The organism is uncultured Anaerococcus sp. (assembly GCF_947253225.1).
GTDB lineage: Bacteria > Bacillota > Clostridia > Tissierellales > Peptoniphilaceae > Anaerococcus.
Window position 1 is genome coordinate 12,204 of sequence record NZ_CAMXYR010000002.1, and the last position, 24,081, is coordinate 36,284.

The 24,081-nt window shown below is 36.8% G+C and carries 23 protein-coding genes and 1 riboswitch; of the genes, 22 read left to right on the forward strand and 1 reads right to left on the reverse strand.

The genetic code is table 11. From position 1 onward, the window contains the following. The first annotated feature begins 116 nt into the window (after nt 1-116). The 11 genes from gltX to sufU all read left to right on the forward strand — a co-directional run bounded on the left by gltX (nt 117) and on the right by sufU (nt 10,828). Complete coding sequence (gltX, locus tag Q0W95_RS00425; RefSeq protein ID WP_297788393.1) at nt 117-1,598, forward strand: glutamate--tRNA ligase; 1,482 nt, start codon at nt 117-119, stop codon at nt 1,596-1,598. Beyond that, a complete protein-coding gene (gene cysS, locus Q0W95_RS00430; RefSeq protein ID WP_297788396.1) occupies nt 1,598-3,016 on the forward strand; it encodes a cysteine--tRNA ligase in 1,419 nt (472 codons plus the stop codon). The genes gltX and cysS overlap by 1 nt, the downstream gene beginning before the upstream one ends. Continuing rightward, entirely contained in the window at nt 3,016-3,720 is a 705-nt protein-coding gene (gene rlmB, locus Q0W95_RS00435) for a 23S rRNA (guanosine(2251)-2'-O)-methyltransferase RlmB (protein ID WP_297788399.1), read from the forward strand. The genes cysS and rlmB overlap by 1 nt, the downstream gene beginning before the upstream one ends. Next, entirely contained in the window at nt 3,707-4,234 is a 528-nt protein-coding gene (locus tag Q0W95_RS00440; protein WP_297788402.1) for an NYN domain-containing protein, read from the forward strand. The genes rlmB and Q0W95_RS00440 overlap by 14 nt, the downstream gene beginning before the upstream one ends. A gap of 23 nt (nt 4,235-4,257) precedes the next feature. Continuing rightward, nucleotides 4,258-5,280, forward strand: coding sequence for a sigma-70 family RNA polymerase sigma factor (locus tag Q0W95_RS00445; RefSeq protein ID WP_297788405.1), 1,023 nt, complete (start codon nt 4,258-4,260; stop codon nt 5,278-5,280). 275 nt (nt 5,281-5,555) lie between these two features. Then, nucleotides 5,556-5,822 carry an HPr family phosphocarrier protein gene (locus Q0W95_RS00450; protein WP_297788407.1) on the forward strand — a complete coding sequence of 89 codons (267 nt, stop codon included), beginning with the start codon at nt 5,556-5,558 and terminating at the stop codon, nt 5,820-5,822. A gap of 166 nt (nt 5,823-5,988) precedes the next feature. Further along, the gene (sufC, locus tag Q0W95_RS00455; RefSeq protein WP_297788410.1) at nt 5,989-6,720 is read left to right on the forward strand and encodes a Fe-S cluster assembly ATPase SufC; all 732 of its coding nucleotides are present in this window, start codon (nt 5,989-5,991) and stop codon (nt 6,718-6,720) included. A 1-nt stretch (nt 6,721) separates the two neighbouring features. Continuing rightward, a complete protein-coding gene (gene sufB / locus Q0W95_RS00460; RefSeq protein ID WP_297788413.1) occupies nt 6,722-8,134 on the forward strand; it encodes a Fe-S cluster assembly protein SufB in 1,413 nt (470 codons plus the stop codon). After that, a complete protein-coding gene (locus Q0W95_RS00465; protein ID WP_297788416.1) occupies nt 8,134-9,189 on the forward strand; it encodes a SufD family Fe-S cluster assembly protein in 1,056 nt (351 codons plus the stop codon). Before sufB ends, Q0W95_RS00465 begins: the two co-directional genes overlap by 1 nt. Continuing rightward, on the forward strand, nt 9,189-10,409 hold the full coding sequence (locus Q0W95_RS00470; protein ID WP_297788419.1) for a cysteine desulfurase: 1,221 nt from the start codon (nt 9,189-9,191) through the stop codon (nt 10,407-10,409). Before Q0W95_RS00465 ends, Q0W95_RS00470 begins: the two co-directional genes overlap by 1 nt. Next, nucleotides 10,409-10,828, forward strand: a complete 420-nt coding sequence (gene sufU, locus Q0W95_RS00475; RefSeq protein WP_297788423.1) for a Fe-S cluster assembly sulfur transfer protein SufU — start codon at nt 10,409-10,411, stop codon at nt 10,826-10,828. Before Q0W95_RS00470 ends, sufU begins: the two co-directional genes overlap by 1 nt. 220 nt (nt 10,829-11,048) lie before the next feature. Here sufU and Q0W95_RS00480 read toward each other — a convergent pair whose 3' ends face one another. After that, complete coding sequence (locus tag Q0W95_RS00480) at nt 11,049-11,624, reverse strand: TetR/AcrR family transcriptional regulator C-terminal domain-containing protein (RefSeq protein WP_297788426.1); 576 nt, start codon at nt 11,622-11,624, stop codon at nt 11,049-11,051. A gap of 151 nt (nt 11,625-11,775) precedes the next feature. Here Q0W95_RS00480 and Q0W95_RS00485 point away from each other — a divergent pair, with 151 nt between their 5' ends. From Q0W95_RS00485 to Q0W95_RS00535, 11 genes are all read left to right on the forward strand, one after another. Beyond that, nucleotides 11,776-12,480, forward strand: coding sequence for an ABC transporter ATP-binding protein (locus Q0W95_RS00485; protein WP_297788428.1), 705 nt, complete (start codon nt 11,776-11,778; stop codon nt 12,478-12,480). Between the two features lie 6 nt (nt 12,481-12,486). Further along, a complete protein-coding gene (locus Q0W95_RS00490; protein ID WP_297788431.1) occupies nt 12,487-16,137 on the forward strand; it encodes an FtsX-like permease family protein in 3,651 nt (1,216 codons plus the stop codon). Nucleotides 16,138-16,170: 33 nt separating this feature from the next. Then, a riboswitch (TPP riboswitch) is annotated at nt 16,171-16,270 on the forward strand. 160 nt (nt 16,271-16,430) lie between these two features. Continuing rightward, nucleotides 16,431-16,628, forward strand: a complete 198-nt coding sequence (gene thiS, locus Q0W95_RS00495) for a sulfur carrier protein ThiS (protein ID WP_297788434.1) — start codon at nt 16,431-16,433, stop codon at nt 16,626-16,628. Between the two features lies 1 nt (nt 16,629). Next, a complete protein-coding gene (gene thiF / locus Q0W95_RS00500; RefSeq protein ID WP_297788437.1) occupies nt 16,630-17,235 on the forward strand; it encodes a sulfur carrier protein ThiS adenylyltransferase ThiF in 606 nt (201 codons plus the stop codon). Beyond that, the gene (locus Q0W95_RS00505) at nt 17,225-17,995 is read left to right on the forward strand and encodes a thiazole synthase (RefSeq protein ID WP_297788440.1); all 771 of its coding nucleotides are present in this window, start codon (nt 17,225-17,227) and stop codon (nt 17,993-17,995) included. The genes thiF and Q0W95_RS00505 overlap by 11 nt, the downstream gene beginning before the upstream one ends. Before the next feature lies 1 nt (nt 17,996). Next, entirely contained in the window at nt 17,997-19,154 is a 1,158-nt protein-coding gene (gene thiH / locus Q0W95_RS00510) for a 2-iminoacetate synthase ThiH (RefSeq protein WP_297788444.1), read from the forward strand. Nucleotides 19,155-19,162: 8 nt separating this feature from the next. After that, on the forward strand, nt 19,163-19,708 hold the full coding sequence (gene thiW / locus Q0W95_RS00515; RefSeq protein ID WP_297788447.1) for an energy coupling factor transporter S component ThiW: 546 nt from the start codon (nt 19,163-19,165) through the stop codon (nt 19,706-19,708). Next, on the forward strand, nt 19,677-20,498 hold the full coding sequence (gene thiM / locus Q0W95_RS00520; RefSeq protein ID WP_297788450.1) for a hydroxyethylthiazole kinase: 822 nt from the start codon (nt 19,677-19,679) through the stop codon (nt 20,496-20,498). The genes thiW and thiM overlap by 32 nt, the downstream gene beginning before the upstream one ends. Continuing rightward, nucleotides 20,495-21,109: a thiamine phosphate synthase gene (gene thiE, locus Q0W95_RS00525; RefSeq protein WP_297788453.1), complete on the forward strand. Its 615-nt coding sequence runs from the start codon at nt 20,495-20,497 to the stop codon at nt 21,107-21,109. The genes thiM and thiE overlap by 4 nt, the downstream gene beginning before the upstream one ends. Nucleotides 21,110-21,416: 307 nt before the next feature. Then, entirely contained in the window at nt 21,417-22,517 is a 1,101-nt protein-coding gene (locus Q0W95_RS00530; protein WP_297788456.1) for a galactose ABC transporter substrate-binding protein, read from the forward strand. A gap of 61 nt (nt 22,518-22,578) precedes the next feature. Next, nucleotides 22,579-24,075 (forward strand): sugar ABC transporter ATP-binding protein, encoded by a 1,497-nt coding sequence (locus Q0W95_RS00535; RefSeq protein WP_297788459.1) that lies wholly within the window; start codon nt 22,579-22,581, stop codon nt 24,073-24,075. Nucleotides 24,076-24,081 lie beyond the last annotated feature (6 nt).

A 24,081-nucleotide genomic window follows, 5' to 3' on the forward strand; every position in this document is an offset into this window, starting at 1 on the left:
TTTACTTATATTTTGCTTAAAAAATTTTTGAATTTAATATATAATAGTAGGAGAATATATTATTTATATAGATACTAGCAAATTAATAGATGAGAATTAAAAATAAGGAGAGAAAAATGGGAAACGTTAGAGTAAGATTTGCACCATCACCAACAGGTTACTTGCATATAGGAGGATTAAGGACAGCACTATTTAACTACCTATACGCAAGACATACTGGTGGAGATATGCTTTTGAGGATAGAAGATACAGATAGGACTAGATTTGTTGAAGGAGCCCTAGAAAACCTCCTAAAAGCCCTCAAATGGTCAGGTATAGAGATTGATGAAGGAGTTATGCTAGATGAAAATGGCAAGGTAACTCAAAGGGGAGATTGCGGACCATACATCCAATCTGAGAGAGTTGAAAAGGGAATATATGACAAATATATCAATCAACTTATAGAAGAAGGTAAGGCCTACTATTGCTTCTGCTCCCAAGAAAGAATTGACAAGGTTCGTGACCAACAAAGAGCCGATGGCCTTACTCCAAAGTATGATGGACTTTGCCGTTCAATTCCTCTTGAAGAGGCAAAAAAGAGAGTTGCAGCAGGTGAACCTCACACAGTTAGGTTAAAACTTCCTGTAAACCGTGACATTACCTTTAACGATAGGATTAAAGGAAAAATCACCTTTAATACAGACGATCAAGATGACCAAGTTCTTATAAAAAGAGATGGCTTTCCAACCTACCATTTTGCAGTAGTAGTAGATGATCACCTAATGGGTATCACTCACGTTGTTCGTGGAGATGAGTGGGTTTCATCAACTCCAAAACACGTCTACCTCTATGAAGCCTTTGGTTGGGATGCTCCAGAATATATCCACCTACCTACAGTTCTTAACAAAGACCACAAGAAATATTCAAAGAGAAACGGTGATGGAATGGTAGAAGACTTCATCGAAGAAGGATATATGCCAGAAGGATTAATCAACTTCTTAGCCCTTCTTGGTTGGTCTCCAGATAGCGAAGAAGAAATTTTCACTATGAAACAACTTGCAGACCAATTCGATTTTGATAGGGTAAACAAGACTGGGGCAGTTTTCGATAAGAGAAAACTTGATTGGGTAAATGGCCACTATGTAAGAGATCTCTCAGTAGAAGATCTTGCAGAAAGAATAAAACCTTACATGATAAAGGCGGGCTTAATTGATGAGTCTTATCCAGAAGAAAAATTGAACTTGCTTGCAGCTACTTGGCAATCAGCCATAGACAAGTTCTCAGATGCTCCAAACTTATCTAGGAACTACTTTATAAGCGATGAGGAGATGGTCTGGGATGATGAAGCGGTTGAGGCAATCAAGACAGAAGATGCCAAGAAACTTTTCGACTCTTTCCTAAGTCACCTTGATGAAATTGATGAAATCGACGAGGAATTTGCATCAACAGTTATGAAAAAAATCCAAAAAGAAACTGGCATCAAAGGAAAGAATCTATGGTTCCCAGTAAGGGCAGCAATCACAGGGTCAGTTCATGGACCTGAATTATCCAATGCTTTTATAATAATGGGCAAGGAAAAAATCAAGGCTAGACTAAACTATGTAAAGGAAAATTATTAATGAAAATTCATAACACGCTTACTAGACAAAAAGAGGAATTTGTTCCAATTGTTGAAAATCAAATAAAAATGTATGTCTGTGGGCCGACTGTTTATGATTATATGCACATAGGAAATGCTAGACCCCTTGTAGTGTTTGATACCTTTAGGAGGTATATGCAATTTAGGGGCTATGATGTAAAATACGTTGTCAACTTCACAGATGTTGATGATAAGATAATAAATAAATCCATAGCTGAGAATATTACAACCAAAGAAGTAACTGATAAATACATCAACGCCTACATGGAAGATGCTAAGGACTTAAATCTTGACGAAGAAGACACAATCCATCCAAGGGCTACCGAGGTTATGGATGATATAATTGCCTTTGTAGATGGACTTATAAAAAAGGGAATGGCCTATGAGTCAGAAGGAGATGTTTATTTTGACGTTTCCAAGGCAGATGATTATGGTAAACTTTCAGGCAAAAATATCGAAGACCTCATCCATGGAGCAAGCAATAGGCTGGATACGGCGGATGGGTCTAAGAAAAAATCTCCAGTAGATTTTGCCCTTTGGAAAAAAACAAAAAAAGAAGGAGAAATAAGTTGGACTTCTCCTTGGGGCGAGGGAAGACCTGGTTGGCATATAGAATGCTCGACAATGAGTAAGAAAATCTTAGGAGATACCATTGACATTCACGCAGGAGGAGAAGACCTAGAATTTCCTCACCACGAGAATGAAATTGCCCAATCAGAAGGACTTAATGAAAAGAAATTTGCTAACTACTGGATGCACAATGGCATGATTCAAGTAGACGGAACAAAGATGAGTAAGTCCTTGGGTAACTTCTTTACCCTTAATGATATCAAAAAGGAATACGACCTAGGCATTATTAGATTTTGGTTGCTAACAACAAATTATAGGCAACCAATCAATTTCACCAGAGAAATAGTAGATCAAGCTAAAGCATCTCTCCAAAGGCTAACAAATGCTTACTTTAGGTTAGAAGAAATAGTAGACCAAGCTAAAAGTAGAGTACTAACAAATGATGAAGAGCTTTTGCTAAAAGACCTCGATGAGTTCAAAGATGAATTTATAAGAGTTATGGATGATGACTTGAACACTGCTGATGCTATAACAGTTTTGTTTGATATGGCGAAGTTCATAAATACCAGGCTAGGAGCTGATAGTCCGAAAGAATTAGTAGTAAAAACCTACAAGCTTTATGATAGCTTGTTCCAAAGTCTGGGACTTCTCGCCAAGAAAAAGCAAGCAGAAGTTGATATAGAAAAAATCGAAACCCTTATAGAAAAAAGAAGTCAAGCCAAAAAGGCTAAGGACTTTAAAACAGCTGATGCTATAAGAGATGAGCTTACAAAGATGGGCATTACAATAAAAGACACAAGAGAAGGTGTCAAATGGGAGATTAGCTAATGGATAAGATATATGGTAGAAAGCCAGTCCTAGATACCCTTGATACAGATATAAAAGTTTATAAGGCCTACCTTCTAAAGCAAAATTCCAAGCTGATAAATCAACTTATAAAAAAACTAGAAGAAAAAAATATAGAAATTTCCTTTGTAGATAAGAGATTTTTTGATAAGATAGATATGAACCACCAAGGAGTAATGATTGAGGTTGAATCATTTAAGTATTATGACCTTGAAGATCTAGATGATGCTAGAAGGCTAATAATTCTAGATCAGATAGAAGATCCACACAACCTTGGTGCAATCATAAGAAGTGCAGAAAGCTTCGGCTTCGATGGGGTAGTTATTCCTGAAAGAAGGTCTGCCTCTGTAACAAGCATAGTCTATAAGACAAGTGCAGGAGCAATCAACAACATAAAGGTATTCAGAGTCAAAAATCTCACTAGAGCTATCAAAGACCTAAAAGATTCTGGATTTTGGATATATGGTCTTGCTGGAGAAGCAGATTCAAGCATCAATGATGCCGACCTAACAGGAAAGGTTGGTCTAGTAGTAGGAAATGAAGGTGCAGGAATTTCTAGACTGGTAAGAGAAAATTGTGATATGCTTATAAATATACCAATGCTAGGAAGGGTTAATAGCTTAAATGCCTCTGTGGCAGCTGGAATTTCCATGTATGAGTTATTAAGACAAAATGGCTTTAACTAAGAAAAATATCACCTTCATTGATGGTTACAATGTAATCAACAAGTGGGCTGAGTTGAAAGAATTATCTAAAGAAAGCTTAGCTGATTCAAGAGATGCTCTCATAGAAGAGATGGCAGAATACAAGTCCTTATCAGGAGAAGATGTGGTAATTGTCTTTGATGCCTACAACCTAGATAGAATCAAAGAGACGATTATTGAAAGGTACGGTATGAAAGTTGTCTACACTAAAAGGTTTCAAACTGCTGATACCTACATAGAAAGACAACTGGTAAAGATAGATAGAAACCACGATATCAAGGTAGTGACTGATGATGGGGCTGTCCAAACTCAAGCTTCAGGCAAGGGAGCAAGTAGGGTTACAGCAATGGAATTAAAGACAGACCTTAACACTATGAGAGCGAAGATAAAAAGAAAAAGGAAAGAAGACTTCAACCAAAACTTCAAAACTTTCCCGATAGCAGACAAGGTTTCTGATATAATAGATAAAATAAAAGAAGATTTGGAAAATTGGTAAATAAATTCAAAATGGGTGGTAAAATGGATAAAATAAATTTAAAAGATAAACAAACCCTAGAGAAACTAAAAGAGTATCTGAACTCAGACGACTTGAGTGAGGAAGAAATCTTTACAATTCTTGAGGGACTATCGCAAGAAGAAAAAGATGATATAATGGAAATCATAACTGATGATATTGAAGATGAGGATGATGACGATGATGACTTTATCGGTAGAAACAAGTCAGGCGTAAATGCTTCAATCACCCCAATCAAAAGAAAAGATATGATGAAATTATCTGACCTAACCAATGAGCAAATTGTAGAACAATTTCAAATAGGCAACCAAAATGCCCTTGCAGCCCTTGTTGAAAAAAACCAAGGTCTAGTTAGGTCAAGAGCTTCCTACTTTTTTAGGTCTCATGGTAATGACTTAGACCTCGAGGATTTAGTTCAATCAGGTATGCTGGGCATGATTCGTGCTGCGGAAAAATTTGACTTATCTTTGGGCTATAAGTTTACAACATACGCTTACAAGTGGATTGATAAGGCGATAAGAAAAGCTATCAACAAGGAAGGCCATACAATAAGAATTCCAGCTGGGAAATATTTAAAATTAAATAAGTTAAAGCAAATCCTAAAGGCAAATCCTGAGGCAAGCGATGAGGAACTCTATAGGATATTAGAAAATGAAGGAATTGACAAAAAACAAGCCGATGACCTTTTCCTAATCAATAGAAACCAAGTAAATTCCACATCCTTAAATATCAATCTCGATAGTGAAGATTCGACAGGTGATGAGCTTATGGATATGGTTGGTGATGAATCAACTCCAGTTGATATGCTAATCCTCGAAAAAGATATGGAGAATTTTCTCTTAAAGGCTTTGGACCAACTTACCGATAGGGAAAAGCAAATAATAATTTACAGGTATGGTCTTGATAATGAAAAACCAAAAACCCTAGAAGAAATAGGAAAGATTTACGATTTATCAAGAGAAAGAATCAGACAAATTGAAAATCAGGCTCTTGGAAAGCTCAAGGAATTTTCAGAAAGAGAAGAATAAAAATAAGTGCTGGCTATAATTATAAATTATGTAATTATCATATGAAACCTAAAAATGCTATTAATTGCAAAGTTTAAATGCAGATATAGGTTAGCAGATAAGAGCATAATTGTTAATTAACTTTAGTCAGCATATTTTTTATGAGAATATTGGAAAAAGCTTGTAGTGGTCTAGTCTTTTTTAAGAAAAAATATGTGTATAAATTACAAGAAACGTTTGCATTTTATATAAGAATCTAGTAATATAATAATAGATTATATAAAAAGGAGGTACCTATGTACGAACAAAAAGTAACACTTTCTAATGAAATAGGTTTACATGCTAGGCCAGCATCTATCTTTATAAGACAAGCTGTTAAGTTCCCATGTGATATCACAGTAGTAAAAGCTGGAAGAAGCTATAATGCAAAATCTATCATGTCAGTTCTTAGCATGAGTGCTTCTAAAGGCGATGAGATAATAATAAGGGCCGAAGGCGATGGTGAAAATGAAGCAGTCGCTTCACTCATTGACTTAGTTGAGAACAAATTAGGAAATTATTGATTAATTGAATGATTTTACATAAAACGAACTAGATGTTAGCTCGTTTTTTTGTGTTAATTTTGCCCTAGATGGGGTAAATTGTTAGGAGAGAGTTATTTGATAATTCCTAGCAAAAGAGTATACTTTAATTAGATTTTTTAAAATAATTTACGAAGAAGAGGTAGCTATGAATAATTTATTAAAGATAGAGAATCTTCATGTTTCTGTTGGAGATAAGAAGATTTTGGATGGTATAGATTTAGAGATAAACAAGGGTGAAGTCCACGTTGTTATGGGATCTAATGGTTCTGGTAAGTCAACTCTAATGAACTCTATTATGGCAAATCCTGTCTATGAGGTTACAGAAGGAAAGATATACTTTGAGGGAGAAGATATCACTGATGAATCAGTAGATAAGAGAGCTAGACGTGGAATTTTCATGAGTTTTCAACATCCAGATGAAATCCCAGGAGTTAAGCTCAATGATTTTCTAAGGATTTCTAAGGAACAAAAGGAAGGAAAGAAACCTTCTATTTTAGCTTTTAATAAAGAACTAGCCAAGGAAATGAAAGAGCTAAAACTTTCAGAGGATTATGCTAGTAGGTATGTAAATGTTGGTTTTTCTGGCGGGGAGAGAAAGAAATCAGAAATTCTACAAATGAAGATGCTTAATCCAAAGCTTGCCCTTCTTGACGAAACAGATTCAGGTCTTGATGTAGATGCAGTTAGAATTGTAAGCAAGGGAATCAAGGATTTCTTAACTAAAGATAATGCAGTAGTTATTATAACCCACCATAGGGAGCTTCTTGCAAATATTAAGGCAGATTATGTTCATATCCTAAAAGATGGTAAAATCCAAGAAACTGGCGGAGATAGCCTAATGGATAAGATTGAAGAAGAAGGATACGAGTGGGTGTAAGATGAAAGAAATTAATATTGAAGACCAACTAAAGGAGCTAGACCGAGGCTATTACGACTTCTTTAATGAATTTGAATATGCCGATATTACCGAAAAAGGTATTAATGCGGATATAGTAAATGAAATTTCCGATAAGAAAAACGAACCTGATTGGATGAGGAGAAGAAGGCTAAAATCCCTTGCTCTTTATGAAAAAATCGACAATCCAAGTTGGGGTCCAGACCTATCAGAGCTTAATATGAACGATATTACAACATATGTTAAGCCAAAGTCTGACAAAAAATCTAACTGGGAAGCCCTTCCTGATGATATCAGAGATACTTTTGATAGGCTCGGTATTCCACAAGCTGAACAAGAATCTTTGGCAGGAGTGGGTGCTCAGTATGATAGTGAGGAAGTTTACCATTCTATCCAAAAACACCTCTCTGACCAAGGGGTTATCTTTATGGATTTTTCTTCAGCTGTTAGGGAGCATGAAGATATTGTAAAAGCCTACTTCCAAAAGGCCATTCCTCCAACTCTTCACAAGTATGCAGCCCTTCACGGTGCAGTTTGGTCAGGAGGTTCGTTGATTTATGTTCCTGAAGGAGTTGAGGTTGATATTCCTCTCCAATCCTATTACAGGCTCAACGCTCCAGGAGCTGGACAGTTTGAACACACTATGATAATTGCAGAAGATAATGCCAAGGTTCACTTTATAGAAGGTTGTTCTGCACCAAGATACAATGTAGTTAACCTTCACGCAGGGTCAGTAGAAATTTTTGTAGGAAAAAATGCTGAAGTAAGATTTTCAACCATAGAAAACTGGTCAAGAAATATGTATAACTTAAATACAAAAAGAGCTATCGTCCAAGAAGGTGGCAAGGTTATTTGGGTTTCAGGTTCTTTTGGCTCTAAGGTTTCCATGCTATATCCAACAAGTGTTCTTGTGGGAGAAGGAGCTAGTGCAGAATACACAGGAATTACCTTTGCATCTAACGGCCAATATATCGACAACGGTTGCTCTATGATTCATCTTGCGCCAAATACTTATTCAACAGCTCTAACCAAGTCAATTACAGCTGGAAATGGCAAGTCTATGACAAGATCTCTAGTTCAAATCAAGAAAAATGCCAAGGGGTCAAGGTCAACTGTAGATTGTGAAAATCTCATGATTTCTGAAGAATCTCAATCAGATACAATTCCAGTACTAGATATAAGAAATGATGATGTAGATTGTGGTCACGAGGCAAAAATTGGCTCAATCGACCAAGGTCAAATCTTCTACCTAATGAGCAGGGGAATCCCTGAAGAAGAGGCTAAATCAATGATTGTAAGAGGTTTTGCTGAGCCTATTTCTAGGGAACTTCCACTAGAATATGCTGTGGAGATGAACCACCTTATTGATATGGAATTGGAAGGAGCAAATGGTTGATGGCAAGAATTAATGAAATGAGAATGCCAACTTGGGCAAGCCTTGGTCTAAACTACCTAAAGGAATCCAAGCTTGGTATTGAAAATATAGAGAAAAAAACATATTCAAAAGAGGAAATCTCAAAGGGCATTGAGGAAGTTGATCAAGCCCTTGCCTTGTATAAGACAGGAATTTCTGAAACTTTAAATGAGGAAAATGAAGTTTATAGAAACTTTGCCCTAAATTTTGAAGTTGATGGTAAAAAAGAAACTGAATTTATCAATCTTACGCTTGGCGATAGTAGGGATGTTTTGGTTTCAAATATAGATATTAACGCCAAAAAATCAAGTGAGTCTTCTTTTCTTGTAAGTATTACTGGGGAGGGTGAAGGTTCAACCTACCTAAACTCAAGGATTAAGGCAAAGCTTGAAGAAGATAGCTATGTGAAACTTGTTGTTGTAACAAATCTCGGCAAGAAAGCTGTAAATATCAATTCTATTGCGACTTATCTTGGTGATAGAGCTGTCCTTGATGTTACTTATGTAGAAGTTGGAGCTGGCAAATCTCTAGTAAATATTACCAATATCCTCAAGGGAGAAGAGGCTAAGGTAATTCAAAATGGAGTTTATTTCAAAGAGGGAGAGGATTTCCTTGACCTTCTTGCTACAAATGTTCATTATGGAAATAATACCGACTCTTCATGTATGTTTAATGGTGCCTTGAAGGATAAGGCTGAGAAGAACTTCAAGGGCATAGTTGATTTAAGAAGAGGATGTACCAAGGCAGATGGAAAAATAGGAGATTACTCAATGATGTTATCAGATGATGTAATCAATAAATCTGCGCCAATTCTTCTTAACGAAGAAAAGGAAGTTTCAGGAAATCATGCTGCAAGTGTTGGAAGGCTTAACAAAGATATGCTATTCTATATCATGAGCAGGGGCTTTAGCAAAAAGCAAGCAGAAGCTATGATGCTTGAAGCAAACTTCGCTCCAGCTATTGATAGGATAGAAGATGAAGCCTTGAGAACTTCCATCAAAGAAAAAGTTCACCAAATGAATACGAAGGCAGAATAATGAATGTAGAAAAGATTAGAGATGACTTTGCCTACCTCGATGGCAAAAAGGTAGGTAAGGAGGTTATTTATTTAGACACAGGTGCTACTAGCCAAAAACCTTCCTGTGTTATAGAGGCTGTAGATAATTATTATAGGTACTCAAATGCTAATCCTCATAGGGGAGCACATTTCCTAAGTTGGAAGGCGACAGAGGCTTATGAAAATACAAGGGAAGTTGTAAGAAAGTTTATAGGAGCGAAAAGGGCAAGTGAGATTGTCTTTACAAGATCAACCACAGAATCTATAAATCTCTTAGCCTACTCTTATGGTCTGTCCAAGCTAAGGTCAGGTGATGAAATTCTAATAAGCATCCTAGACCATCACGCTAACCTTGTTCCTTGGCAAATGGTAGCCAAGAAAACTGGGGCAAAACTAGTTTACGCCTACCTAAAGGATGATTATAGCTTAGACTATGACGACCTTAGAAGTAAGATTAATGAAAAAACTAAAATTGTATCAATCACAGGCTCAAGCAATGTTACGGGTGAGCTAATTGACTCAAAATTAATCACCAAGTGGGCTCACGAAGTTGGAGCGATATCTATAGTTGATGGAGCTCAACTTATCCCTCATGTGAAAACAGATGTTGTGGATATTGATTGTGATTTTTTGGCTTTTTCAGGTCATAAGATGTTCTCACCTATGGGAATAGGAGTTCTTTATGGAAAGTATGAACTTCTCAAAGAACTTGAACCTTTTAACCTAGGTGGAGATATGATAGAATATGTCTATGAGCAAGAATCAACCTACCAAGATCCACCTCTAAAATTTGAAGCAGGAACTCCGAATGTTGGAGGAGTTATTGGTATAGGAGCTGCCATAGAATATGTAGAAAAAATAGGTATGGAAGAAATCTTTGCCTATGAACACGAGCTAACCCAATATGCATACGATTTGATAAAAGATATACCAAACATTAAAATCTTCTATCCACCAAAGGATAAGGCAGGCTCTGTAATATCTTTTACCTTCACAGATATTCACCCTCACGATATAGCAACAATCCTTGATAGCAAGGGAATTGCTGTAAGAAGTGGCCACCACTGTGCTATGCCCTTACACCAATACCTAGGGACATCTGCGACAGCAAGAGCAACATTTTCTATCTACAACACTAAAAAAGAAGCAGAGATTTTTGCAAAAGAGCTTAAAAACGTAAGAAAGGTGATGGGCCTATAATGAACATGGAAGAAATTTATAGTCAAATAATATTAGATCATTCGAGAAATCAAGCAAATAAACACGACCTGGCTGATGCTGACATCAAAGAGCCAGGCCACAACCCATCTTGTGGGGATGAGATTGTCCTTCAACTAAAGATGGATGGAGATGTTATAAAAGATGCAGCTTTCACTGGAGATGGTTGTGCTATAAGCCAAGCTGCAACAAGCGTTATGTGCGATATAATTGTTGGAAAAACTAAGCAAGAAGCCAAAAAGCTTGCAGATATCTATATTAGAATGATAAAAAGAGAAGAAGTTAGTGATGAGGAATTGGAACTTCTTGAGGATGCAGTAGCCTTTAAGAATATCCAAAATATGCCTCAAAGAGTAAAGTGTGCCCTCCTATCTTGGAAAACACTCGACCAAACCATCTAAGATGAATAAGAAAAAATTCGATAGGCTTGAGTTTCTAACTAGCCTTGCAACTGCACTCTTATTATTTATTCTTGCCTATATCCAATACATAAAAGGAAGAACTTTCTTTTGGTTAATCCTGCTAGCAGGGATTTTGATGAGTGCAAATTCCTATGTAAAATACAAAATATATAGAAAATCATAAGAAAAAAGCTGGCTTACTATTACTGAGCCAGCTTTTTTAGGAAACATAATTATTAATAGCTGCTGTAAGAGAACTTGTAAGGGTGATTTGAATAAAATAATTGATTCTGTCTTTAGAGATGGGATCTTTTTTTGTGATTATTTCTGTAAGGATTCCTGCTATAGCCTCCGTTGTGTAATCTGTTAGGAAACTTCTGTAGGAATCATCGATTATCTTTCCGAGTCTTGCTTCTCCTAAAACTATGAAATTTTTTATGATTTCCTTAAAGTCTTTTGCCAAAAATCTCTTTAGGTCTCTTTCTCCAACTGAAAATAAGATATTTCTTAGGAAGGCTTGGTTTTCTTTGATGTAGTCAAGGGTGAAGTCAATTGCCTTATCTATATCATCTATTGAATCGTAGGTTTTGACCTTATCGATTGCCTCTTGCTCCAAGGTCCACCTCAATAAGTCGTAGATATCTTCAAAGTGATAGTAGAAAGTATTCCTATTTACCTCACTTTTTTTAATTATTTCCGTGACCGTAAGCTTGGCGAAGGACTTGGTTTCAAGTAGGTCCTTTAGACTTTTAGCCAGACTTAGTTTAGTATTATAAGAGTTTATTTCATTTCTCATAAATTTCTCCTTAGATAAATTTTACCATCAATTCCATACATTTGTCTAATAAATAGACACAAGCCTTAAATTACTGCTTGTAAGTTCTAGGTGAGCTAGTAAATTCTATTTATGAGTTAAGATATTTAATTTTATGAAAGGAATTATTAAGATGGCTTATATAGAGATGAAGAATTCTTATAAAATATACAATGAAGGTAAACAAAATGAAGTAGTAGCTAACAGAGATGTGAACTTTGCTATCGATAAGGGAGAGCTTGCCATAATTTTAGGTAACTCTGGAGCAGGTAAGTCCACTATCCTCAATATTCTAGGAGGAATGGACACTAATAGTAAGGGCGAGGTTATAATTGATGGAAAGAATATAGCGAATTTTGATAAAAAAGAGCTTACAACCTACAGGAGAAATGATGTAGGCTTTGTTTTTCAATTTTACAACCTAGTTCCTAACTTGACTGCTAAGGAAAATGTGGAGCTTGCATCGGATATTGTTAAGGATGCCCTTGATTCTGAGAAAGTATTAAGGGATGTAGGACTTGAAAAAAGGATGAATAATTTTCCAGCCGAGCTATCGGGTGGGGAGCAACAAAGAGTCGCCATAGCTCGTGCTATTGCCAAAAATCCCAAGATTCTTCTTTGTGATGAACCTACAGGAGCCCTTGACTATCAAACGGGTAAGCAAGTTTTAAAGATTCTCCAAACTATGGCTAGAAAGAAAAATGTTACGGTAATTATTGTAACCCACAATTCGGCTATAGCTCCTATTGCCGATAAGGTCATTCATGTAAGAAATGCAAGTGTGGAAGCTATTGAAGTGAACAAAAATCCAGCAGATATTGTTGATTTGGAATGGTAGGAACTTATGAATACGTTGAGAAAAACTATTAAAAAATCATTTACATCATCTAGGGCTAGGTTTCTTTCGATTTTCCTTTTGATGATGATAGGCTCTTTTGCCCTTGTTGGTCTAAAGGTTACTGGACCTAATATGAGGGCTACAAGTAGGGATTATTTCGACCAAACGAAACTTTTTGATGTAAGTGTCCTTGGATCTATGGGAATTGATAAGGATGATAGGCTAGAGATTGAAAAAGCTAAGGGTGAGGATAAGGTTGAATATGGGTATTTTAAGGATGTGAAAATCTCAAATACTGATACAGCCATAAGAGTTTTCTCTAGGCCAGAGACTATTTCCAAATATATACTTAAAGAGGGAGAAGATTTAAAAAAACCTACAGATATAATTCTTTCTACCAACATGAGAGATGCTTATAGGCTTGGAGATAAGCTTAAGTTAAGTGAAAAGGCTGGACTTGATGGTAAGGATGTTCTCAAAATTCACACCTATAAGGTGGTTGGTTTTGCTGATAGTGCTGAGTATATGTCTTATGTTAATATGGGTCCTTCAAGTGCGGGAGATGGAAACTTGTCGGGTTTTGCCTATTGCTTGGCAGATGATTTTTCTTCTGATTATTATATGCTAGCAAGGCTTAAATTTACAGATACTGAAAACCTAGACCCTTACTCTGACCTCTATAGGGAGAAAATCGAAGCCCACACTCAAGAATTGGATTCTTTGTTGGAAAAGCAGGGTAAGCACAGGCTAGGAGTTGTAAAAGGAAAGATGCAAGATGAGATTTCTAAGGCAGAAGCTAAGATTACTTATGCTAATGATGAAATTAACTCTAAGCAAAGAAGACTAGATGAAGCTAAAATCAAGATAGATAATGGCAAAAAAGATTTGGAAGAAGCTAATACTCGCCTAGAGGCTGCTAAAAATTCCTTAGATATTGGCAGAAAAACTCTGGATGAAAAATGGCTTGACCTTGCCACTGCCAAAGAAAGCCTATCCTATGGAAAGGATAAGTTACTAGGTTCAGAAAATCAATTAGATGAGGCTAAAGCCAAGATTGATGATGGGGCTACTAAGATACAAGCTGGAGCAGATATTCTAGCTAGCAAAAAAAGTGACTTGGAAAAAGGTCAAGCTAAGTTAGAGAATGGCAAAGAAGACTACGAGGCCAATAAAGCCTTGTTAGATAAGAAAAATAAGGAGCTTTCTAAGGCTGAGGAAGACCTTGCCAAGAAAAGTGCAAAGATTGAGCAACTTAAAGCTAAGGAAGAAGAACTTAGTCAAAGTATTTCAAATATTGAAGCTAGCAAGGAAGAACTTAGCAAGAAACTTAGCCAAAAAGGCTTGAGTGATGAAGAAAGGACTAAGCTTGACCAAAAATTCCAAGAACTTTCAACAAAACTTGATTATGCTAGGGTAAAATTAGATGAGCTAAAGAAGATAAAAGAAAGTCAGTTGGATGAAAATAGCCTAGCCCAATATGAAGAAGGCAAGAAAATTCTAAAAAGCAAGAGAGATGACCTAGATTCTGCTTATGAAAAATTGACTAGAACAAAAGCTGAACTCCAGGCCAAGGAAGAAGTCCTTGTGGTAGGGAAAAATGAACTTGAGAATTCTTTAGGACAGCTAAATGCCAAGCGAAAAGACCTAAATCAAGCAAAAGCTAGCTATGAAAATTCCCTAGCCCTCTACCAAAAAGCTAGGATAAACTACAATGAAAATTTAGCTAAGTATTACCAAGGTCTAAGTGCATGGAAAGAAGGTTTTGAGGAACTAACTCAAAATGATGCTAGTTATAGGAAAAACTTAGCGAATTACCACCAAGCCAAGAAGGAATTGAAAGAAAAAGAGGGCGATTACCAAGATGGTCTTAGCGAATTTGAAGAAAAATCTAAAGATGCCAAGGATAAAATTAAGATAGGAGAAGCTAGTATAAAAGATGCAAAGAAGCTTATGGCAAGTCTTGAAGAACCTACCTACATGGTCTCAAGCAGAAGAGAGGCCCTTGGTTCAGCAGGCTACACTATTTATCAAATAGTGGCTAATATTGTGGACAAGCTTTCAAATATTTTCCCAGTATTCTTATACTTTGTGGCTTCTCTTGTAACTCTTACAACAATGACGAGATTTGTAGATGAGCAAAGATTAAACAACGGAACCTTGGTTGCTTTGGGCTACGATGATAGGGATGTTATAAAGAAATTTACTCTTTATGGCCTTCTTGCAGGTCTTAGTGGAACTCTATTAGGAATTATCCTAGGCCACATCCTTCTACCAAGTATAGTTTACGGAGCTTATGGGAAAAACTTCAGTGTACCAAGAATGTACCTAAAATTTTATCCTAGGATAAGCCTGTTTGCGATAATTCTTTCCTTATTGAGTTCGGTATTACCAGCTTATCTAGTAGCAAAAAATCAACTTAAAGAAAGGCCAACAAGCCTCCTAATGCCAAAGGCTCCTGCTAAGGGCTCATCAATCCTTTTGGAAAGAATCACCCCTATATGGTCAAGACTCGGATTTATCCAAAAGGTAACTGCAAGAAACATCTTTAGATACAAAAAGAGAATGCTGATGACGATTTTTGGAGTAGCAGGCGGTATGACCCTACTTTTTGCAGGATTTTCTGTTCAAAAATCAATTGCAGGAATCGAAAAAAGTCAATTTGAAGAAATAATTAACTACAACCTAATAACATCCTACAAGAAGAACATGGATGAAGGTGAGAAAAAAGAAATTGCTGACCTACTAGCTTCAAAGGATATCCAAAGCCACTTACCAATTCATTATGAAAAAATGAAGAAAAAGGCCGGAAAATTTGGAGATAAACAAGAAATAAACCTTCTAGCTAGTGACAGGAAAGATGAAGTCAATAAGTTTGTGGACCTAAGGAATAGGAAAAGCAAGCAAAAAATTAAGTTAAATGACGAGGGAGCAGTAATTTCTGAAAGACTTGCCGATATACTTAATATTAAGGTAGGTGATGACGTAGTTCTCCTAGATGCAAACGAGGTTGAGAGAAAAGTCAAGGTATCAGCTATTACAGAAATGTATGCAGGGCATTTTGTCTTTATGTCAGATAAATATTACAAGGATGTATTTGCTAGGGACTATAAGCCCAATGCAGATGTGATTAGCCTAGTAGATTCTAGCCTAGAAAATACCAACAAAATAGGCTCTAAATTTATGGACAAGACTTGTGTTAAGGCTGTTGTCTCAAATACTTTGATAGAAAAGCAGACTCAAATTATAGTCCAAGCCCTAAACAAAATTATGATTTTAATCATAGTCGTAGCAACTCTTCTTTCCCTTGTAATCTTGTACAATTTGACCAATATAAATGTTCAAGAAAGAATAAGGGAGCTATCTACTGTAAAGGTATTGGGCTTTTATAACAAGGAAGTAACCATGTATATTTATAGGGAAACAATTTTTCTAACCATCCTAGGCCTTTTTCTAGGCTACGGACTGGGAGATATCTTGTTTAAATATATTTTGAAAGTTGTACCACCAGCAGAAGTTATGTTCAATCCATCCTTAACTTATACATCCTTCGTGATTCCTCTCCTAATAATCTTTATTATAACTACAGGATTGGGATTTCTAATATATCGAAAGCTAAGGGATGTCAACATGCTTGAAGCTCTAAAGTCTGTTGAGTAATATATTGAAAAAAATTTAAAATTGTTTTATAATAAGATTAGCTAGGGGTGCGAGTGTGCTGAGAGATGGATTTCCATTAACCCTTTAAACTTGTTAGGTTAAGACCTGCGTAAGAAAGCTAGTATAAGCAAGAGTTTAAAGACCCCTAGGAGGGGTCTATTTTTATACTCCTAACTAACTTTAAAAAATAAGATAGCTTGTTTAAATTAATAAACTTGTGAATTGGCACTAAAGGGGCATACCACCTCGGGTATGGTTGTCCTTTTTGTGCCTTTTTTTGAGGAGGTGATAGGGTGCTTACAATCAATGATAAGGAAGTTAGCTTTGTGGAAGGGGAAAATCTTAGGCAATTTCTTGTGAGAAATAACTTTGACCCAGATTTTCTTGCTTGCGAAGTTGACCAAGAACTTGTTAAGAAGTCAGACTTCGACAAGGTTCTTATGAAAGATGAGTCCAAAGTAGAAGTATTTTCCTTTGTGGGAGGAGGCTGATATGAGAGAGGAAGTCTTAGCTAGACAGGAAGATGAGGTCAATAAAATTTTGGAGAAGGCCTCTGTTTCAATCCTTGGATGTGGGGGTCTAGGTTCAACTATAGCCATGACCCTCGCAAGATGTGGCCTAGGAAAGATTTACCTTTATGATTTCGATAAAGTGGAGCTTTCAAACTTAAATAGGCAAAATTACGACCAAGCTGATTTGGGAAAGAGCAAGGTCTTACAGACTAAGAAAAAAATAAAGGAAACCATTCCCTATACAGAAGTCTATGGTGAGGAAATCTACATAACTAGAGAAAATTTAGATGAAATCTCTCAAAGGAGTGATATTTTCATAGAGGCATTCGACAAAAAAGAGATGAAAACAATGGTTTTTGATTATTTTTTGGGCAAAAAAGATAAGAAACTTATAATGGCATCGGGTCTTTCAGGTCTTGGAGATATCCATGATATAAAAATAAAAAACCTAGCTAATGTGTGCATGGTTGGCGATTTTAGATCGACACCAGAAGAGGGGTTGTACCTTCCTTATGTGGGAATTGTCGCAAACCTTGAGGCTCTTTGTGCTATAAAAATTATTAGAGGAGAAAAATATGGAAAATAAAGATTATTTGATACTTGGAGATAAGGAGTTTGAGTCAAGATTTATACTAGGCTCTGGCAAATATTCACCAGAATTGATAGATGCAGCTATAAAATCTGCGGGTTCACAGATGATTACTGTTGCCCTAAGGAGGGCAAACACCAAAGATGTTGCCAATATCCTAAACTACATACCCAAGGATGTTACCATAATTCCCAACACTTCTGGGGCAAGAAATGCTGAAGAAGCTATTAGAATCTCAAGGCTTGCTAGGGAGATGGGTTGTGGCAATTTTGTTAAAATTGAAATAATGAGAGATAGCAAGTACCTTTTGCCAGACAATAGCGAAACATTAAAGGCTACAGAAATTCTTGCCAAAGAAGGCTTTGTTGTTCTTCCTTATATGTACCCAGACCTAAACTATGCAAGAGATTTGCGAGATGCAGGAGCTTCTGCCATAATGCCACTAGCAAGCCCAATAGGTTCAAACAAGGGCCTTGCAACCAAGGACTTCATCAAAATAATAATTAATGAAATAGACCTTCCTGTAATTGTAGATGCTGGAATAGGAGTGCCAAGTCAAGCGGCAGAAGCTATGGAGATGGGAGCTTCCGCCATAATGGCAAATACAGGAATTGCAAGCGCAAGCGATATAAATATGATGGCCAAAGCCTTTAGGCTTGGGATAGAAGGAGGAAGATTAGCCTATCTTGCAAAGCCTGGTAGGGTTTTGGAAAGTGGAGCTGACCCATCTTCACCATTGAGGGATTTTTTCGATTAAGATGAATATTACAAGTGTAAATGATTATTTTCCAGGCATGGATATAATTGATTCAGACATAAAAGACAGAGTAAGAGAAGCTTTTGATAGGGTTAAAGCTAGGAGAGTAAGTGAGGACGACTTTAAGCTAAGCCTTAGAAATCCTGAACCAACAGAAGAGGACTTATACAATCTCCTTAGCGACTATGGACTAGGTTACATCGAGCATATGGCAGAAGTTGCCAAGGATAAGAGAAATAGGTATTTTGGGAAAAATGTATGTTTATTTTCTCCGATTTATATAGCCAACTACTGTGAAAATTCTTGTAGGTATTGTGGCTTTAGGGCAAAAAGCGACATCAAAAGAGCAAGACTTAGTCTTGATGAGATAGAGGAAGAAATGAAAGCTCTTGCAGAAACTGGTATTGAAGATGTGCTAATTCTTACAGGAGAAAGTGAGAGGTTTTCATCAATTTCTTATATAGCAGATGCTTGTAGGATTGCTGGAAAATATTTTAGGTCAATAGGTATAGAAGTTTATCCTACAAATATATCATCCTACGAGACTTTGAGAAAGGCTGGGGCGGACTTTGTAACAGTCTTTCAGGAATCCTACAATCCCGAGATTTTTGACTACTACCACCCTTATGGCCATAAAAGAAGCTTTCCTTATAGGTTTGACACTCAAGAAAGAGCCTTGAAGGCTGGCTTTAGGGGAGTAGGCTTTGGTACACTCTTTGGTCTAGGAGATCCAATCGAGGAAGCCTTCAAGCTTGCTATCCATGCTAGAGAAATTCAAAAGAAATATCCCCATGCAGAAATTGCTATATCTCTGCCAAGAATTAGACCAACCCATGGGGCAGATGATAGTTTAAACTTCAATATTGTAGGAGATAAGAAGTTTTTTCAAATAATGCTTGCCATAAGGATATTTCTTCCTTTCGCATCAATCACCCTATCAACAAGAGAAGCCAAGGACTTTAGGGATTTGGCAGTCCAATATGCAGCGACCAAAATCTCTGCCTCTGTCGATACATCTATTGGCCATAGGTCTAAGAAAAGCAAAGACGAGGGAGACGAACAGTTTGTAATTGATGATGCTAGGTCAAGCAGTGAAACTTGCCAAGATCTTAGAAAAATTGGAATGACACCAGTATTTACAGATTACCTTAATCTTTAGGAGGACCTATGGAAAATAAGAAAAAGATACTAATAATGGTTACCCTATCCATGTTTGTTGCTATAGGAGTTGTCATCTCTCCCATCCTTCGCTTTGAAGGCTTTGCACCGACAGCCCACTTTGTAAACATTGTATGTTCAGTTTTTTTGGGACCCTGGTATAGCCTTGCCAATGCCATAATTACAGCAGCCATTCGTATGAGCCTCTTAGGGATTCCACCACTTGCCATAACGGGACAAGTTTTTGGAGCATTCTTGTCTGGATTTTTGTATAGGAAAAGCAAGGGCTCAATTCTTTCTTGTGTAGTGGGAGAGATAATTGGTACGGGAATAATTGGAGCAATTGCCTCTTATCCTGTGATGGCACTTCTTTGGGGCAAGGGAGATATCACTTGGTATTTTTACCTACCAAGCTTTTTGATAGCAACTTTGATTGGAGGATCTGTTGCCTTCATCTTCCTTAAAACACTTCAAAAGTCCAAGGTCTTATATCCTATCCAGAAAAATCTAGGAGTGAATGTTTATGAGAAATCTAAGGCAAATTCTAGCAAGTAGGGAAAAATTAAAAGAAGAAGCTCCCCTAATTCACGCCATAACCAATCCCATAGCTATAAATATGGTTGCAAATGCCATCTTGGCTTTGGGAGCTAAGGCTATTTGTGCCTCCCATCCAGATGAAGTAGAAGAAATTGTAAGCTTGTCAAAGGCTCTTAGCCTAAATCTTGGCAATATTACAGATGAAAGGATGGTGGCTATAGATAAGGCTGCTCTAGCAGCTAGGGATAAAAAAATTCCTGTAATAATTGATCTAGTTGGAGTGGGGGCTTCGACTCTGAGATATGAGTTTGCTAAAAATCTATTAGAAACTTATAAGTTTGCCATCATTAAGGGAAACTCTTCTGAAATCAGAGCCCTAGCCCTAGGAAAATCCAAGGCCAAGGGCATTGATGTGGGAGATGAGGATAAGATAACTGATTATAACTTTAACCAAATAGCGAGACAGGCGAGAAAACTTTGCCAGAAATACCAGACCAAAGTTCTAATAACTGGAGCAAAAGACCTAATAATTAGCGAAGATTCTTATATAATAGTATCAAATGGAGTAGAAAACCTAAGCAAGATTACAGGAACAGGCTGTATGCTAACAGCGATAATTTCAAGCTTTATGGCAGTAACAAGTCCTGTAGAAGCAGGTCTTTTGGGGCTTTTGCTAATGGGAGTTAGTGGAGAGCTTGCAAATACGGATAGGCTGTACACATTTTTTGTAAACCTTATGGATGAAATAGCCACAATAAAAGATGAAGATATCCTAGAAAGAGCGAGGGTGAAGGAGGTTAAATTTTGAAAAAACTTTATCTAGTTACAAATTCAGACAAATATACGGAGGAGGAATTTCTCCTAAGAATAGAGGAGGCTCTAAGGGGTGGAGTAGATATTCTCCAGCTAAGAGAGAAGGAAAAAAGTGACCTAGAGATTTTGAAACTAGGAAAAAAAGTTAAGATCTTGTGTGATACCTATGGAGTCCCAATGCTTATAGATGATAAAGTCCACCTAGCTTGGGCCTTGGGAGTAGGAGTCCACTTAGGAAGAGACGATATGCCAATAGAGCTTGCAAGAAAGCTCTTGGGAGATGAGGTAATAATAGGAGCAACTGCCAAATCTGTAGAAGCAGCCCTAGCTTGTCAAAAAAATTCTGCTGATTATTTGGGAGTTGGAGCAATATTTGAAACGAAAACCCACGTCAAAACCAAAATAACAAGCGTAGAAACCCTCATAAAAATAAAGGAGAGCGTAGATATTGATGTTTACGCCATAGGAGGACTAAATGTCGATAATGTAGATATCCTAAAAGGCTCAAAAGTCGATGGGATTTGTGTTGTTAGGGCTATAATGGACAGTCCGAATGTTTTGGAGGATGCTAGACGATTAAAAGAGAAAATCAATAGAATTTTGTAAGGAATAGAAATACTTCTCTAATCTTTTGGAATTTGATAAGCTAAAGTAAGGGAAGTATTTTTGAAAATGATTAGTGTCTAAAAAGTCATTTTATAAATAGGAAAACTTTATTATTAACTTATATGCAAAATCACTTGCGGATAGAAAAAATGTTTGTTTATGTAAGAAATCGTTGACAAAATTTCTCTTTTAGTATATATTTGATGTATAGAGGCGAGTTTCATATAAGAATCTTGCTAAAGACGATTTCAAATAAAAATCAAGGAAATAAGGAAATCGTTTATTATAATATTCAAGGGAGGATGTTATGAATATTAAAAAGTTTACAGGACTAGCACTAGCGATGGCACTTTCTCTAGGCCTTACAGCTTGCGGAAACAACAAGCCAGCTGATGAAGGTAAAGACGAAAAAAAGACAGAAGATGCCGCTAAGGTTGATGAAGGTAAGGAAGAAGGCAAAGAAGAAAAGAAATCTGATGGAAAAGCTAAAAAAATTGCTGTTCTTCTCTACAATGGATCTGATACATATATCGCATCTGTTCGTCAACAACTAGAAAAATTGGACAAGGAAGATGATTCTATCGAATTGGTATTCCAAGATGGTCAAAATAACCAAGGAACTCAAACTGACCAACTTAACAACATCATCGCCCAAGGAGTAGACGGAATCTTCATGAACATAGTAGATATTTCTGCTGCACCAACAGCAATATCAACTATTAAGGCAAGCGGTATTCCAACAACTTTCTTCAACAGGGATATGACCGAAGCTATGAAAGAAGATGACCTAAAAGACTTCCTATTCATAGGAACAGATGCTCCTGAAGCTGGAAAGATGCAAGGTCAAATCCTCACAGACCTTTGGAAGAAAGGCAACATGGACAGAAACAAAAACGGAGTTTTGGACTATGTAATGCTAAATGGTGGACTAGATAACCCTGAAGCTCAAGCAAGAACAGAATATTCAGTTAAAACACTAGAAGAAAATGGCATTAAGGTTAAAGAAGTTGCCTTCCAAGATGCTAAATGGGATACAGACAAGGCAAAAACAGCTATGGATACTTGGCTACAAACTAACCAAGACGATATTGATGCAGTTATAGCTAACAACGACGGAATGGCAATCGGAGCTATATCAGCTCTCCAAGCTGTAGGAATGAATACAGGTTCATCAAAAGATAACATGGTTGTTGTTGGTGTTGACGCAACAGACCTTGCAGTAGCAGAAATTGACAAGGGAACAATGTCTGGAACAGTTAAACAAGATGCTGAAGGAATGGCTAAAGCCCTAGTTGATACAATGAAAAATAGACTAGAAAATAACGACTTCATTAAAGGAACTCAATACAAACTTGGTAAAGACAACAAATCAATAAGAATTGATTACCAAATTTACACAGGTAAATAATAGCGATGATACAGTCTATATAAGTTTCTTATATAGACTGTAATACTATAAAGAGGAAGATATGAGTAATTTATTAGAGATGAGAGGGATCACAAAGACCTTCCCAGGTGTAAAGGCCCTAGATAAGGTTGACTTCACCCTGAAAAAAGGAACTGTCCATGCTCTTATGGGAGAAAATGGTGCAGGTAAGTCTACCCTTATGAAATGTCTTTTCGGTATTTATACTCCTGACAGTGGTGATATTTACATAGATGGTCAAAAAGTTTCCTACAAGGGAGCGAAGGATGCCTTGGATAGTGGGGTGGCGATGGTTCACCAAGAGCTAAACCAAGTATCTATGCGATCAGTTGCTGAAAATATTATGCTCGGGAGATTTCCAGTTAAGCATGGACTTATTGATAGCAAGACTATGTATAGGAAAACCCAAGAAATATTTGATAAGCTTGGTCTTGATTTCGATCCTAAAAAAATTATCGGAAAATATTCAGTAGCAGAAAGACAACTTATAGAAATAGCTAAGGCTGTATCCTACAATGCCAAAATCTTAGTTTTAGATGAGCCAACCAGCTCCCTTACCGAAAACGAGGTAGACAAATTATTTGAGATTATTAATAAACTAAGAGATGAGGGAGTAGGAATAATCTATATTTCTCACAAGATGGAAGAGATTCTTTCTATTTCAGACTATGTTACTGTCATGAGAGATGGACAATTTATTGCAGAAAAAAGGGCAGAAGAGCTTACCAAGGATGAAATTATCAAACTTATGGTAGGTAGAAAGCTAGATTCAACGAGCTTTAATGCAGATAAGTATGTGAGAGATGAAATCCTCCTTGAGGTTAAAAATCTTACAGGTAAATACAAGCCATCTGTCGATAATGTAAGCTTTACCCTAAGAAAGGGCGAAGTTTTGGGCCTAGCTGGTCTTGTTGGTTCAAGGAGAACTGAACTTGTCGAAACTATATTTGGGATTAGACAAAAATTGAGTGGAGAGATTATCCTAAATGGCCTAGAAATAGATAATAAAAACCCTGAAACAGCGATTAAGAATGACTTTGCTCTTGTTACAGAAGAAAGAAGAGCAACAGGTATATATCCCTTTGCAGATATTAGATTTAATGCAACTATAGCCAACATCAAGGCTTATTCTAAGAATGGAGTGGTCAATGACAAGGCCTTAATTGAAAATACAAATAGAGTTATTGAATCAATGAAGGTTAAAACTCCTAGTCAACGCACCAAGATAATGAACCTATCTGGAGGTAACCAACAAAAGGTAATTATCGGTCGTTGGTTGTTGACAGATCCAGATGTTCTTCTCCTAGACGAACCTACTAGAGGAATAGATGTAGGTGCGAAGTATGAAATCTACAAGCTTATAGAAGAATTGGCGAGTGCAGGCAAGTCCGTAATCTTCATATCATCTGAAATGGCAGAACTACAAATGATATGTAACAGGATTATGGTAATGAGCAACGGCAAACTTGCAGGTATTGAAGAAAATGATGAAAATCTAACACAAGAAAAAATAATGGCCCTTCAGGCTAAGTATGTATAGGTGAAT

Coding starts and splice junctions, on each gene's coding strand:
- Q0W95_RS00465 (WP_297788416.1), top strand. CDS start 8,134: ATGGCAAGAATTAATGAAATGAGAATGCCAACTTGGGCAAGCCTTGGT.
- thiW (WP_297788447.1), top strand. CDS start 19,163: ATGGAAAATAAGAAAAAGATACTAATAATGGTTACCCTATCCATGTTT.
- Q0W95_RS00485 (WP_297788428.1), top strand. CDS start 11,776: ATGGCTTATATAGAGATGAAGAATTCTTATAAAATATACAATGAAGGT.
- sufU (WP_297788423.1), top strand. CDS start 10,409: ATGAACATGGAAGAAATTTATAGTCAAATAATATTAGATCATTCGAGA.
- Q0W95_RS00505 (WP_297788440.1), top strand. CDS start 17,225: ATGGAAAATAAAGATTATTTGATACTTGGAGATAAGGAGTTTGAGTCA.
- cysS (WP_297788396.1), top strand. CDS start 1,598: ATGAAAATTCATAACACGCTTACTAGACAAAAAGAGGAATTTGTTCCA.
- Q0W95_RS00440 (WP_297788402.1), top strand. CDS start 3,707: ATGGCTTTAACTAAGAAAAATATCACCTTCATTGATGGTTACAATGTA.
- thiF (WP_297788437.1), top strand. CDS start 16,630: ATGAGAGAGGAAGTCTTAGCTAGACAGGAAGATGAGGTCAATAAAATT.
- gltX (WP_297788393.1), top strand. CDS start 117: ATGGGAAACGTTAGAGTAAGATTTGCACCATCACCAACAGGTTACTTG.
- sufB (WP_297788413.1), top strand. CDS start 6,722: ATGAAAGAAATTAATATTGAAGACCAACTAAAGGAGCTAGACCGAGGC.
- Q0W95_RS00470 (WP_297788419.1), top strand. CDS start 9,189: ATGAATGTAGAAAAGATTAGAGATGACTTTGCCTACCTCGATGGCAAA.
- Q0W95_RS00445 (WP_297788405.1), top strand. CDS start 4,258: ATGGATAAAATAAATTTAAAAGATAAACAAACCCTAGAGAAACTAAAA.
- Q0W95_RS00490 (WP_297788431.1), top strand. CDS start 12,487: ATGAATACGTTGAGAAAAACTATTAAAAAATCATTTACATCATCTAGG.
- Q0W95_RS00530 (WP_297788456.1), top strand. CDS start 21,417: ATGAATATTAAAAAGTTTACAGGACTAGCACTAGCGATGGCACTTTCT.
- Q0W95_RS00535 (WP_297788459.1), top strand. CDS start 22,579: ATGAGTAATTTATTAGAGATGAGAGGGATCACAAAGACCTTCCCAGGT.
- Q0W95_RS00480 (WP_297788426.1), bottom strand. CDS start 11,624: ATGAGAAATGAAATAAACTCTTATAATACTAAACTAAGTCTGGCTAAA.
- Q0W95_RS00450 (WP_297788407.1), top strand. CDS start 5,556: ATGTACGAACAAAAAGTAACACTTTCTAATGAAATAGGTTTACATGCT.
- thiH (WP_297788444.1), top strand. CDS start 17,997: ATGAATATTACAAGTGTAAATGATTATTTTCCAGGCATGGATATAATT.
- thiM (WP_297788450.1), top strand. CDS start 19,677: ATGAGAAATCTAAGGCAAATTCTAGCAAGTAGGGAAAAATTAAAAGAA.
- sufC (WP_297788410.1), top strand. CDS start 5,989: ATGAATAATTTATTAAAGATAGAGAATCTTCATGTTTCTGTTGGAGAT.
- rlmB (WP_297788399.1), top strand. CDS start 3,016: ATGGATAAGATATATGGTAGAAAGCCAGTCCTAGATACCCTTGATACA.